This is a genomic window from Burkholderia theae, from assembly GCF_048565265.1.
Lineage (GTDB): Bacteria > Pseudomonadota > Gammaproteobacteria > Burkholderiales > Burkholderiaceae > Burkholderia > Burkholderia theae.
This window is the reverse complement of record NZ_CP183461.1, coordinates 269,188-281,511: the sequence shown is the minus strand read 5'-3', so window position 1 is coordinate 281,511 and position 12,324 is coordinate 269,188. Positions and strand designations below refer to the sequence as shown.

Sequence of the window (12,324 nt, the reverse complement as noted above, 5' to 3'; positions counted from 1 at the left end):
GGCCCGCGTTATGCTCCCATCATTGCCACGCGTCACAACGGGGGTGACAGCGATGCACTCGGACTATCTCGCGCACGACGCGATCGGCCTCGCCGCACTCGTGCGCGAACGCAAGGTGAGCCCGCGCGAACTGCTCGACGCCGCGATCGGTCAGGCCGAAGCGGTCAACGGCGCGATCAACGCGATCGTGCTGCAGGACTACGAAGCCGCGCGCCAGCGTACGGCCGCGGCGCCCGATGGCGACACCGACGCGCCGTTCGCGGGCGTGCCGTATCTCGTCAAGGATCTCGGCGCGGCGGTCGCCGGGCTGCCGCTGTCGATGGGCAGCCGGCACTACCGTTATTTCGTGCCCGGCGACGATTCGCCGGTGATCGCGCGCAGCCGCGCGGCCGGCCTCAACGTGTTCGGCAAGACCAACACGTCGGAGATCGGCCAGATGCCGTACACGGAACCCGTCCTGTTCGGCGCATGCCGCAACCCGTGGAATCTCGATCACACGCCCGGCGGCTCGAGCGGCGGCGCGGCGGCGGCGGTCGCGGCCGGTATCGTGCCGCTCGCGCACGCGTCCGACGGCGGCGGCTCGATCCGCATTCCGGCGTCGTGCTGCGGGCTGTTCGGCCTGAAGCCGAGCCGCAACCCGGTGCTCGTCGACCTGCCGTCGAACGGCGAACTCGTCGTCCAGCATGCGGTCTCGCGCAGCGTGCGCGACAGCGCGCTGCTGCTCGACGTGACGACCGGCCAGACGCTGCCGCATGGCGCCCCCGGCACGTTCCTCGGCGCGCTCGATACACCGCCCGGCCCGCTGCGGATCGGCCTCGTCGTCGATCCGATGCTCGCGCCGGCGCTCGCCGACGATACGCGCGCGGCGCTCGACGATGCGGCCGCGCTGCTCGAATCGCTCGGCCACCATGTCGAGCCGGCGACGCTGCGCGTCGACTACGCGCGCGCGGCCGAAACCTTCCTCACGCTGTGGGCGACGATCGCCGAGGAGATGGTGCTCGGCGCGCGCGAGCTGACCGGCCGCACGCCGCGGCGCGGCGAATTCGAAGCCGCGACCTGGGCGATGGCCGTGATCGGCCGGCGCCTCGCGCGCACGCGCCTGACGGACGTGCTCGAGTGGCAGCGCCAGCTCACCGTGCAGGTGTCGGGCCTCGTGTCGCGCTACGACGCGATTCTGTGCGCGTCGCTCGCGGGCCCGCCGGTGAAGATCGGCGAATTGCTGCCGACGCCGTTCGAATCGGCGCAGATGAAGCTGCTCGCCGCGCTGCCGGTCAAGCCGCTGCTGAAGGAAATGCTCGCGAAGGCGTCGAGCAAGGCGTTCACGTGGGCCGGCTGCACCGAGCTGTTCAACCTGACCGGCCAGCCGGCGATGTCGGTACCGCTCTACTGGAACGCGCGCGGGCTGCCGATCGGCGTGCAGTTCGCCGCGCGCCACAACGACGACGAATTGCTGCTCAGGCTCGCGCGGCAGCTCGAACAGGCGCGGCCGTGGTTCGACCGCCGCCCGCCGCTGATGCAGGCGCAGCGCTGATACCAGCGCCATCGGCATCGGCATCGGTATCAAAAAAAGCCCCGCCGGCGAAACCGGCGGGGCTTTTGCACATACGAAACGCGCGGCGGCGCTTACACGTCGAGCCGTTCGCAGATCGTCCGCGTCGCGGCCGCTGCGTTCAGCGTGTAGAAGTGCAGCCCCGGCACGCCAGCGTCGATCAGGCGCCGGCACAGATCGGTGACGACGTCCGCGCCGAACGCGCGAATCGCGTCGCGATCGTCGCCGAAGCTCTCGAGCCGGCGCGCGACCCAGCGCGGCACTTCGGCGCCGCACATCTCGGAGAAACGCATCAGCTGCGAGAAGTTCGTGATCGGCATGATGCCCGGCACGATCGGCACGTCCACGCCCAGCTTGCGCGCATCGTCGACGAAGCGGAAATACGCGTCGGCGTTGAAGAAGTACTGCGTAATCGCGGAATTCGCGCCGGCTTTCACCTTGCGCGCGAAATTCTCGAGATCGGCCTTCGGCGAGCGCGATTGCGGGTGGTACTCCGGATAACCGGCGACCTCGATGTGGAACCAGTCGCCATGCTCGGCACGGATGAAGCTGACGAGCTCGGATGCATAGCGCAGCTCGCCGACCTCGCCCATCCCCGACGGCAGGTCGCCGCGCAGCGCGACGATATGCCGGATGCCGTGCGAGCGGTACTGGTCGAGGATCGCGCGCAGGCTGTCGCGCGACGAGCCGATGCACGACAGGTGCGGCGCGGCCTCGAGGCCGTCCTTCTGCATGTCGAGCACGGTATCGAGCGTGCCCTGCTGCGTCGAGCCGCCGGCGCCGAACGTCACGGAGACGAATTTCGGCTTCAGCGGCAGCAGCTGCGCACGGGTTGCGCGCAGCTTTTCGACGCCGTCCGCCGTCTTCGGCGGGAAGAATTCAAACGAGAGTTCGATCGGTTTCATGATTCGATGGGTTCAGCCCTCAGCCGATGTCGCGCTGGCCGAAGATCAGGGCGGACAGCAGCCACGACACGATGCTGTACAGGATCGAACCGAAGAACGCGGACCAGAATCCCGACACCTCGAAGCCCTTCAGCAGCGACGACGCGAACCAGAAGCACAGCGCGTTCACGACGAGGATGAACACCCCGAGCGTGACGATCGTGACGGGCAGCGTCAGCAGGATCAGCACCGGACGGATCACCGTGTTGATCAGGCCGAGCACGACCGCGACGATCAACGCAGTGCCGAAGCTCTTGATGTGGATCGACGGCACGAGGTACGTGATGATCAGCAGCGCGAGCGCGTTGATGACCCAGGTGAGGATGACGCTCATGAAGTGCTCCGGTTCGATGGTCGATCTTCGGTACGGTCAGCGGCCGCCGCCGCACCGCGCGCCCCGCAGCGGGGCACGCACGGCACGGCGGCGGCGGCGCATCAGTAGCGGTAGTGGTTCGGCTTGAACGGGCCGTCCTTCTGCACGCCGATGTACGAAGCCTGTTCGTCCGACAGCACGGACAGGTTCGCGCCGATGCGCGCGAGGTGCAGGCGCGCGACCTTTTCATCGAGATGCTTCGGCAGCACGTACACCTTGTTCTCGTACTCGGCGCCGCGCACGAACAGCTCGATCTGCGCGAGCGTCTGGTTCGCGAACGAGTTCGACATCACGAACGACGGGTGGCCGGTCGCGCAGCCGAGGTTCACGAGGCGGCCTTCCGCCAGCAGGATCACGCGCTTGCCGTCCGGGAAGATGATGTGGTCGACCTGCGGCTTGATGTTTTCCCACTGGTACTGGCGGGTCGACGCGACGTCGATTTCCGAGTCGAAGTGACCGATGTTGCAGACGATCGCGTTGTGGCGCATGGCCTTCATGTGATCGTGGCCGATCACGTGGAAGTTGCCGGTGGCCGTCACGAAGATGTCGGCCTTGTCGGCCGCGTATTCCATCGTCACGACGCGGTAGCCCTCCATCGCCGCCTGCAGCGCGCAGATCGGATCGATTTCGGTGACCCACACGGTCGCGCCGAGGCCGCGCAGCGACTGCGCGCAACCCTTGCCCACGTCGCCGTAGCCCGCGACGACCGCGACCTTGCCCGCGATCATCACGTCGGTCGCGCGCTTGATGCCGTCGACGAGCGACTCACGGCAGCCGTACAGGTTGTCGAACTTCGACTTCGTGACCGAGTCGTTCACGTTGAACGCCGGGAACGGCAGGCGGCCGTCCTTTTCCATCTGGTACAGGCGGTGCACGCCGGTCGTGGTTTCTTCGGTCACGCCCTTGATGTGCGCGAGGCGCTTCGAGTACCAGGTCGCGTCGACGTCGAGGTGCGCAGCGATCGACTTGTACAGCGCGACTTCTTCCTCGTTGGTCGGCTTCGAAATCACCGAACGGTCCTTCTCGGCTTTCGAACCGAGGATCAGCAGCAGCGTTGCGTCGCCGCCGTCGTCCAGGATCATGTTCGCGAATTCGCCGTTCGGCCATTCGAAGATGCGGTGCGAGAACTCCCAGTATTCGTCGAGCGATTCGCCCTTGAACGCGAACACCGGCGTGCCGGCTTCGACGATCGCGGCCGCGGCGTGGTCCTGCGTCGAGAAGATGTTGCACGACGCCCAGCGGACGTCCGCGCCGAGCGCCTTCAGCGTCTCGATCAGCACACCGGTCTGGATCGTCATGTGCAGCGAACCGGCGATGCGCGCGCCCTTCAGCGGCTGCTGTGCCTTGTATTCGTCGCGGATCTGCACGAGGCCCGGCATTTCGGTCTCGGCGATGTTCAGTTCCTTGCGGCCCCAGCCAGCCAGCGCCATGTCGGCGACGACGTAATCCTTGGAAGCTTGCGAATCGATAATGGCGTTCATCACGCCCTCCTTTCTAAAAAGTTTCTAGATTGGTGACGTGAGCGCCGTTCAGGAAGCGGAGCCGGCGCGACGGTCGCGAAACGCGCGCCGCACGGCTGCTTGGTGAAGCCTTCCGAGCCTGGCGGACCTGGAACGGTCCGTCGCAACGCTCCTCGGAAAACGGGAAGGATTGTAGCAAATCGGCGCGCAAAATGCGCAAGCGGCTCAAGCGCGCGGGGTCGGCGCGCGTGGCCGTCGAGAAAGGGTCAGGACTCCGCGCCGACCCACGCCTGTTCGCGCAGCCGCGCACGCAGGCGCGCGACGGCCTGACTGTGCAGCTGGCACACGCGCGATTCGCTCACTTCGAGCACCGCGCCGATCTCGCGCAGATTCAGACCCCGTTCGTAGTACAGCGACATCAGCAGCTTCTCGCGTTCCGGCAGACGCTCGATCGCCTCGACGAGCGCCTCGCGCAGGTGCTCGTCGAGCAGCGCCGACAGCGGATCGGCGTGATCGACGCGATAGCGGTCGAGGAACGGCTCGTCGTCGGCCGCGCGGTCGAAATCCTCGTAGTAGATGAGCTGGCTGCCGTGCAGATCCTGCAGCATCCCCTGGTATTCGTCGAGCGGCATGTTCAGGTGCTGCGCGATCTCGGTCTCGCTCGCCGAGCGGCCGAGATGCTGCTCGACCTGGTGCACCGCGTGCTCGACCTCGCGCGACGTCTTGCGCAGGCTGCGCGGCAGCCAGTCGTTGCTGCGCAGCTCGTCGAGCATCGCGCCGCGGATGCGCTGCGTCGCGTAGGTCTCGAACTGCGCGCCCTGGTCTTCCTTGTAGCGGCCGGCCGCGTCCATCAGGCCGATCATGCCGGCCTGGATCAGGTCGTCGAGGTCGACGCTCGCCGGCATCTTCGCGACGAGCTGCAGCCCGAGGCGCCGCACGAGCGGCGCATATTGCGCGAGCACGTCCGCCTGGGACATCTTTCCTTGAGCGTTGTACATCATGGCTCTCTCCTTCCGGTGGTGCTCACGCGGCGTGTGCCGCGCCCGCCTCGTACGACGGCTTGCCGCCGGTACGGACGGCACGGCCCGCACCCGAACGCGGGCGCATCGGCCAGTACAGCAGGTCGGCGGCAATCTGCCGGTAATCGCGCGCGGCGGACGACGACGGGAACGCGTCGACCGCGGCATGCATCAGTTCGCGCGCGTGCTCGACGAGCGGATCGGCGCCCACGCAGCCCGCGTCGGCGATCGACACGGTCAGGTAGCGGCTCGCGACGCCCGCGAGGTTGTCGAACGCCGTCTTCGCATCGGCGTGGCTGGCGACGTGATTGGTCAGCACACGGAACTGCGCGAACGCGTGCGCGAAATGCAGCCGCTTCATGCACGCGTACGCCTCGGTGATCGCCTGCGCGGCGACCCGCGTGACGACCAGCACGTCGTGCGCTTCGCGCGCGAGCGCCGAGAACGAGCCGTCGGCGCCGAGCTGCGCGTCGACCAGGACGATGTCGGCCGGGCCGTCGATGAAGTCGCTCAGTTGCGCGTCGCTGTAGCCGGCACGCGCGAGCCGCGCGGCCGCGCACAGGCCGAACCCGGCGGCCACCCGCGTGCGCTCGCCGTCGCGCAGCCACGCGCCCGCCAGCGTCGCGCTGGCCGAATGCACGTCGGCGCGCTCGTCGACGACGAGCACATCCTTGCCGAGCGATGCGAGCGCCGCCGCCAGATTCACGATGGTGGACGTGCAGCCGACACCCGCCGGCCCGCCCGTCACCGCGACGATGCGCGACGCGCGCCCGGCCAGCAGGCGCCGCAGCCCTTCGGCCTGATCGATGATCCGTTTATCCAAATCGCACCTCGTGCAGCTCGGCGGTGGAACGTGCGGTCAGTGCGGAAAGCAGCGTCGGCATGTCCTCGTCTTGCGGCACGAAGGGCGAGCCGTCGCGCGGCACACAGAACGCGCTCTTCAGCAGGAATTTGGTCGAGGCGACGTACAGGTTCTCCGGCACCTTCTGGCCGGTCGACACGTAGTGGACCGGCAGCTTGTAGCGGATCACCGTGTCGAGCACACCGCCGAGGTGGGTCGCCTCGTCGAGCTTCGTGAGGATGCAGCCGGCGAGGTCCGGATGCTCGCCCGCGCTGCGGTACGCCTGCACGACTTCGTTGAGCGTGTCGCCGTGGCTCGTCGCGTTGAGCAGCAGCAGGCGCTGCACCGGCGCGTTCGCGCCGTGCAGCATCGCGATCTGGTCGGACACCGCGCGGTCGCGCTGGCTCATGCCGATCGTGTCGATCAGCACGATGTGCTTGTTGCGCAGTTCGGACAGCGCGAGCGCGAGATCGCCCGCATCCTTCACCGCGTGCACGGGCACGCCGAGGATCTTGCCGAAGATGCGCAGCTGTTCGTGGCCGCCGATCCGGTAGCTGTCGGTGGTCAGCAGCGCGACCTTGCTCGCGCCGAAACGCATCACGCAGCGCGCGGCCAGCTTCGCGGTGGTGGTCGTCTTGCCGACGCCCGTCGGCCCCATCAGCGCGAACACGCCGCCGCGCTCCATCAGCGCGTCCTCGCTGTCGAGCACCGGCAGGTTCGCCGCGAGCACCGACTGCGCCCATTCGGCCGCTTGTTCGAAGGTCTGCGCGCCGTCGCCGGACGGCAGGTTGTCGACGAGCATCCGCACGAGCTGCGCGGAAAAACCGGCCGCGAACAGGTGCTTGGTCAGTGCGCCATGCACGGCGCTGCGACGCTGGCGGTCGTGCCACATCAGGTTGTCGAACTGCTCTTCCATCATCCCGCGCAGTTCGCCGAGCTCGTGCATCACCGTGTCGTTGACGATCCGCTCGATGCGCGACTTCACCGCATCGGCCACCACGGCGGCCGCGTCGGCCGACAGGCGCGTGCGCTCGGCCGCCTTCGCGGCATGCGCGGCGCTCGGGTCCGGCGCGCGGGGGGCGGCGGCCGGGATCCGGCGTTCGGCGTCGCGCACGATGTCGCGCGCCCAGTCGGGCGACGTCGCGTTCGCGGCGCGCTGCTCGGCCGGGGCGCTCGCCTGCGGCGCGGCCGGCGTGGCCTGGGTGCGCGCGATCAGTGCGTCGCGCTGCTGCGTCAGGCGTTTCGCGTGCTCGACGAGCCACGGCGCGGGTTCGGAAGCGCCTGCGGCGGGCGTACCGGCAGCGGGCGTGCCGGCTGCCGGTGCGGCAATCGACGGCGCTACCGCGGCCGCCGGAATGCCGGCCAGCATGTCTGCATCGATCGTCGACGGTTGCGCCGCCGCGTCCTCCGCATCGGCGCTGGCGCCGAACACCGACGAGAACACGTCCGGCAGCCCGCCGTCGCCTGCCGCGTACGGATTGACGGCCGGGCGCGCGAGCGCGGCGCCCGGGCGCGACACGATGCCCTGCACGGCGGCGGCCGGCACGGATTCCGGCAGTCGCGGCGCGGCGATTCGCGGCCGCGCGGCAGCCGGCGGCGTCACCGCGGCGAGGTCCGAATCGGCGAGTGCGACGATTTCGACGCTGCCGTCATCGAGCGTGCGGTTCGACAGCACGACCGCGTCGGCGCCGAGCGCCTCGCGCACGAGACGAAGTGCGTCGCGGCTCGTTGCGCCGGTGAATTTGCGAATGTTCAAGCGGAACCCCCGATGACGTTAACGACTTTGATCGTGCGTGTGTCCGGCACTTCGGCATACGACAGCACTTTCAATTGCGGCAGGCTGCGGCGCAGGAAACGCGCGAGCATCGCGCGCAGCGCGTGCTGCACGAGCAGCACGGGCGGCAGCCCGAGATTCTGTTGACGCAGCATCGCTTGCTGCGTGCCGGTCAGAAGGTTGTGTGCGAGGCCGGGTTCGAGGCCCGGGTTCGCGCCGGTGGCGAGCGCCTGCGACAGCACGCGTTCGAGATTCGAGTCGAGGCCCATCACCTGCATCTCGCCCGCGCCCGGATACCACTGCTGCGTGATCGCGCGGCCGAGCGAGAGCCGCACCGCGGCCGTGATCTCGAACGCGTCGCCGCGGCCCGCATGTTCGGACACGGCCTCGAGGATCGTGCGCATGTCGCGGATCGGCACGCCTTCCTCGAGCAGGTTCTGCAGTACCTTCTGCAGCGTCGTCAGCGAGATCGTCTTCGGCACGAGGTCCTCGACGAGCGACGGCGCGTCCTTGCCGGTGCGCTCGACCAGCGCCTGCACTTCCTGGCGGCCGAGCAGCTCGGCCGCGTGCTGGACGACGAGATGGTTCAGGTGCGTCGCGACGACCGTGCTCGCGTCGACCACCGTGTAGCCGTACACCTGCGCCTGTTCACGCAGCGCGACGTCGATCCACACGGCCGGCAGCCCGAACGCGGGATCCTGCGTGACGGCACCGGGCAGCGCGGCCGTCACCTGGCCGGGGTTGATCGCGAGCCACTGGCCCGGGAACACTTCGCCGATGCCGATCTCGACGCCCTTCAGCGCGATCCGGTATGCGTTCGGCCGCAGTTCGAGGTTGTCGCGGATATGGATCACCGGCGGCAGGAAGCCGATTTCCTGCGCGAATTTCTTGCGGATGCTCTTGATGCGCTTGAGCAGTTCGCCGTCGCTGTTCTTGTCGACGAGCGGGATCAGCCGGTAGCCGACCTCGAGGCCGAGCGGGTCGATCAGCTGCACGTCGTCCCAGGTCGCCTCGTGGCTGTCGGACGGCAGCACGGCGGGCGGCGCGATGTCGGTCACGTCGCCGGCCGCCTTGCGGGCCGCCGCGCGCTTGGTCAGCGAGCGGGACAGCCAGATCGCGCCGCCGCCGAGCCCGAGGAACGCGAAGTGCGGCATCCCGGGAATCAGCCCCATCAGCACGATGATCACGCCGGTGATCATCAGCACGCGCGGGTTCGTGAACAGCTGGCCGGTGATCTGCGTGCCGATGTCCTCGTCGGTCGCGACGCGCGACACGATCACGCCGGCCGCGGTCGAGATCACGAGCGACGGGATCTGCGCGACGAGGCCGTCGCCGATCGTCAGCAGCGTGTAGTTCGTGCCGGCCGCCGCGAAGCTCATGTCGTGCTGGACCATCCCGACGATCAGCCCGCCGATCACGTTGATCGCCATGATGATCAGGCCGGCGATCGCATCGCCGCGCACGAACTTCGACGCGCCGTCCATCGACCCGTAGAACTCGGCTTCCTGCGACACGGCCAGTCGGCGCTTGCGCGCCTGTTCCTCGTTGATGAGGCCCGCGTTCAGGTCGGCGTCGATCGCCATCTGCTTGCCGGGCATCGCGTCGAGCGTGAAGCGCGCGGACACTTCGGCGATCCGCCCGGCGCCCTTCGTGATCACCATGAAGTTGATGATCATCAGGATCACGAACACGACGATGCCGACCGCGAAGTTGCCGCCGACCAGGAAGTGGCCGAACGCCTCGATCACCTGGCCGGCCGCGTCGGGGCCCGTGTGGCCCTCGAGCAGCACGACCCGCGTCGACGCGACGTTCAGCGACAGGCGCAGCAGCGTCGAGAACAGCAGCACGCTCGGGAACGCCGCGAAATCGAGCGGCTTCATCGTGTACATGCTGACGAGCAGCACCATCACCGACAGCGCGATGTTGAACGTGAACAGCAGATCCAGCAGCAGCGGCGGCAGCGGCAGGATCATCATCCCCAGGATCATGCAGATCAGAACCGGGCCCGCGAGCGCGCGCAGGTTGGTGCCCGCGAACGGGTTCGGGCGTTTCCCGAGCAGGCCGGTCGGGGTGCTCATGCGGATGCTCCTTGCTTGCCTTGCTTGCCGAGCGTGTCCTCGGCCTCTTCGCGTTCATCGTCGGCGGGCACCGACGTGCCCTTGTCGAGCTCGGCCGGCACGTCGAGATCGACCGGCACCGCGGGGAACGCGCCGCCTTCCGAGCGGAAGCGCTTGAGCTGGTAGACCCACGCGAGCACTTCGGCGACGGCCGAGTACAGCGAGCCGGGAATCTCGCGCTCGAGTTCGACGTTGTGATACAGCGCACGCGCGAGCGGCGGCGCTTCGAGCAGCGGCACGTTGTGTTCGGCCGCGAGTTCGCGGATGCGCGCGGCGACGAGGTTCACGCCCTTCGCGACGACCTTCGGCGCGCGCATCTCGCCGTCCGTGTATTGCAGCGCGACGGCGAAGTGCGTCGGGTTCGTGACGACCACGTCGGCCTTCGGCACGGCCGCCATCATCCGGCGGCGCGCGATCGCGCGCTGCTGCTGGCGGATCCGCCCCTTCACGTGCGGATCGCCTTCGTTCTCGCGATGCTCGCGCTTCACTTCTTCCTTCGTCATGCGCAACTTCTTGTTGTACTGCCAGATTTGGTAAGGCACATCGAGCGCGGCGACCACCAGCATCCCGGCGACCGTCGTGCCGCAACACACGGCGACCAGGTGCAGCGCATCGGGGAGCGCCACGCCGAGCGGCTGCATCGCGAGGCCGAGCAGTTCGTCCTTGCTGCGCCAGATCGCGACGCCGCCGATTCCGCCGACGACGAGCGTCTTCACGAGCGACATCCCGAGCTGGATCGGCCCCTGGATCGAGAAGATCCGGCCGAGGCCCGAGATCGGGTTGAGGCGGTCGAACTTCAGCTCGAACGTCTTTTGCGAGATCAGCCAGCCGCCGAGCGCCATCGGCGCGAGCAACGCGGCGAGACCGCTGAGCACGAGGATCGGCAGCAGCGCGGCAAAGCCTTCGAGGCTCGCGCTGCCGGCCGCCGACAGCATCCGGTTCGTGTCGAACGCGGTCGCGCGATCGAACGTGAAAGCACCGCGCAGCATCGCCTGCAGATGCGCACCCGACGGACCCGCGAGCAGCCATGCGCCGTAGAACCCGGCCGCGAGCAGCGCGAACGAAGCCAGTTCGCGCGAACGCGCGACCTGCCCCTCCTCGCGCGCCTTCTCGCGGCGTCTGGGAGTGGCGGCTTCGGTCTTGTCGAGATCGCTCTCGTCTGCCACGGGGCCTCCAGTCGGGTACGGCGGAATGCCGCTTTCCAGTGACACCGATTATTCATGGAGGCGTCAAACGCCGATCGGTCGAGCAAAGCCGGGAAAGGGGGGTATTTCGGGGAATCGGGCGAGCCGGTGCGAACGGGGCTGGATCGGGGGCGAAGCGGCGCGCGACGGGGCGGGAAAACCTGCCGGTCAGCGGCATGGCGAAGCGTCGGTCCCGGACGGGACGGTGACGCAGGGAAGCGGCGAAACGGTGAAAAAACGAGGCGGGAAAAGCAGGAAAATCAGGCCCCCGACGCGGCAACGTCGCGCGTCGGGGCAGGCGCCGGTCAGACCGCCGGGATCGGATCCGAGCCGAAGCGGTTCGGGCCTTCGGTGCCGCGCGAGCACATCCACACGAGCAGCAGGATCCCGCCGACGATCGGAATGAACCCGAGCAGCAGGAACCAGCCCGAGCGGCCCGTGTCGTGCAGGCGGCGGACGCTGACCGCGATGCCCGGAATGATCAGGGCCAGCGAAACCAGGAAGATCACGCCGAGCAGCAGCAGCGTGATCAGGCCTGCATCGCGGCCCACCGCGCCGATCACCTGGCCGACGACCGACAGAATGCCGCTCAGCAGCGCGAAATACCAGTATTCAGCACGACGCGCACGGCCTTCGAATTTCGCGTATTGATTGAGTACGGAACGAACGGCTTCAGAAAAATTCATCTTATTACCCTCCTGTTTTATATTGGCACCCCGGAAACAACGCCGGAATTATATGTTTGAATTTCAGCAGGCTCCATCTCTTTTCACATGTTGGTCAGGGCGTACACCCCGTCGCGCCGCACGCCGATACGGCGCGGGAACGGCTGCCATAGCGTATTGCGGCGCCGCAGGCTTGCATGTCGCGTCATTTAAATAATCTTCAATACCTGACAGAAACTGCAGCCTCGATAATCCAGCGTTTGATTACAACCGAATGAAACCGGATGCGATCGATAATCGGTGCGCGAGTGGGGCATTCGATTAACCGGCCGACCGGCAATACGTCAATGCGCCAGTCGCGCTACGCTTCGCCATTCCCGATCCCGATCGAATCGCAC

10 protein-coding genes and 1 riboswitch are annotated in these 12,324 nt (G+C 67.8%); of the genes, 1 reads left to right on the top strand and 9 read right to left on the bottom strand.

Annotated features, from left to right (window positions below):
• The first annotated feature begins 52 nt into the window (after positions 1 to 52).
• A complete protein-coding gene (locus ACN22W_RS01310; RefSeq protein WP_419685853.1) occupies positions 53 to 1,531 on the top strand; it encodes an amidase in 1,479 nt (492 codons plus the stop codon).
• A 92-nt stretch (positions 1,532 to 1,623) separates the two neighbouring features.
• On the opposite strand, the gene metF is transcribed toward ACN22W_RS01310, so the two are convergent.
• The 9 genes from metF to ACN22W_RS01265 all read right to left on the bottom strand — a co-directional run bounded on the left by metF (position 1,624) and on the right by ACN22W_RS01265 (position 11,947).
• Positions 1,624 to 2,454: a methylenetetrahydrofolate reductase [NAD(P)H] gene (gene metF, locus ACN22W_RS01305; protein ID WP_048248132.1), complete on the bottom strand. Its 831-nt coding sequence runs from the start codon at positions 2,452 to 2,454 to the stop codon at positions 1,624 to 1,626.
• A gap of 19 nt (positions 2,455 to 2,473) precedes the next feature.
• Positions 2,474 to 2,827 (bottom strand): phage holin family protein, encoded by a 354-nt coding sequence (locus tag ACN22W_RS01300; protein WP_011882923.1) that lies wholly within the window; start codon positions 2,825 to 2,827, stop codon positions 2,474 to 2,476.
• 101 nt (positions 2,828 to 2,928) lie between these two features.
• Positions 2,929 to 4,347, bottom strand: coding sequence for an adenosylhomocysteinase (gene ahcY / locus ACN22W_RS01295; protein WP_048248131.1), 1,419 nt, complete (start codon positions 4,345 to 4,347; stop codon positions 2,929 to 2,931).
• Between the two features lie 32 nt (positions 4,348 to 4,379).
• Positions 4,380 to 4,507: riboswitch (S-adenosyl-L-homocysteine riboswitch) on the bottom strand.
• An 85-nt stretch (positions 4,508 to 4,592) separates the two neighbouring features.
• Positions 4,593 to 5,327, bottom strand: coding sequence for an RNA polymerase sigma factor FliA (locus ACN22W_RS01290; RefSeq protein ID WP_006484033.1), 735 nt, complete (start codon positions 5,325 to 5,327; stop codon positions 4,593 to 4,595).
• Between the two features lie 22 nt (positions 5,328 to 5,349).
• A complete protein-coding gene (locus ACN22W_RS01285; RefSeq protein WP_193097446.1) occupies positions 5,350 to 6,168 on the bottom strand; it encodes a MinD/ParA family protein in 819 nt (272 codons plus the stop codon).
• Positions 6,161 to 7,942 (bottom strand): flagellar biosynthesis protein FlhF, encoded by a 1,782-nt coding sequence (gene flhF / locus ACN22W_RS01280; protein WP_419685850.1) that lies wholly within the window; start codon positions 7,940 to 7,942, stop codon positions 6,161 to 6,163. Before flhF ends, ACN22W_RS01285 begins: the two co-directional genes overlap by 8 nt.
• Positions 7,939 to 10,038, bottom strand: coding sequence for a flagellar biosynthesis protein FlhA (flhA, locus tag ACN22W_RS01275; RefSeq protein ID WP_129513457.1), 2,100 nt, complete (start codon positions 10,036 to 10,038; stop codon positions 7,939 to 7,941). Before flhA ends, flhF begins: the two co-directional genes overlap by 4 nt.
• Positions 10,035 to 11,243, bottom strand: a complete 1,209-nt coding sequence (gene flhB / locus ACN22W_RS01270; protein ID WP_419685848.1) for a flagellar biosynthesis protein FlhB — start codon at positions 11,241 to 11,243, stop codon at positions 10,035 to 10,037. The genes flhA and flhB overlap by 4 nt, the downstream gene beginning before the upstream one ends.
• A gap of 323 nt (positions 11,244 to 11,566) precedes the next feature.
• A complete protein-coding gene (locus ACN22W_RS01265; RefSeq protein ID WP_129513455.1) occupies positions 11,567 to 11,947 on the bottom strand; it encodes a DUF805 domain-containing protein in 381 nt (126 codons plus the stop codon).
• Positions 11,948 to 12,324: the final 377 nt, after the last annotated feature.

Excerpts from the sequence above, each read along its gene's own strand:
- metF (WP_048248132.1), bottom strand. The coding sequence starts at position 2,454 with ATGAAACCGATCGAACTCTCGTTTGAATTCTTCCCGCCGAAGACGGCG.
- ACN22W_RS01265 (WP_129513455.1), bottom strand. The coding sequence starts at position 11,947 with ATGAATTTTTCTGAAGCCGTTCGTTCCGTACTCAATCAATACGCGAAA.
- ACN22W_RS01310 (WP_419685853.1), top strand. The coding sequence starts at position 53 with ATGCACTCGGACTATCTCGCGCACGACGCGATCGGCCTCGCCGCACTC.
- ahcY (WP_048248131.1), bottom strand. The coding sequence starts at position 4,347 with ATGAACGCCATTATCGATTCGCAAGCTTCCAAGGATTACGTCGTCGCC.
- flhA (WP_129513457.1), bottom strand. The coding sequence starts at position 10,038 with ATGAGCACCCCGACCGGCCTGCTCGGGAAACGCCCGAACCCGTTCGCG.
- ACN22W_RS01300 (WP_011882923.1), bottom strand. The coding sequence starts at position 2,827 with ATGAGCGTCATCCTCACCTGGGTCATCAACGCGCTCGCGCTGCTGATC.
- ACN22W_RS01290 (WP_006484033.1), bottom strand. The coding sequence starts at position 5,327 with ATGATGTACAACGCTCAAGGAAAGATGTCCCAGGCGGACGTGCTCGCG.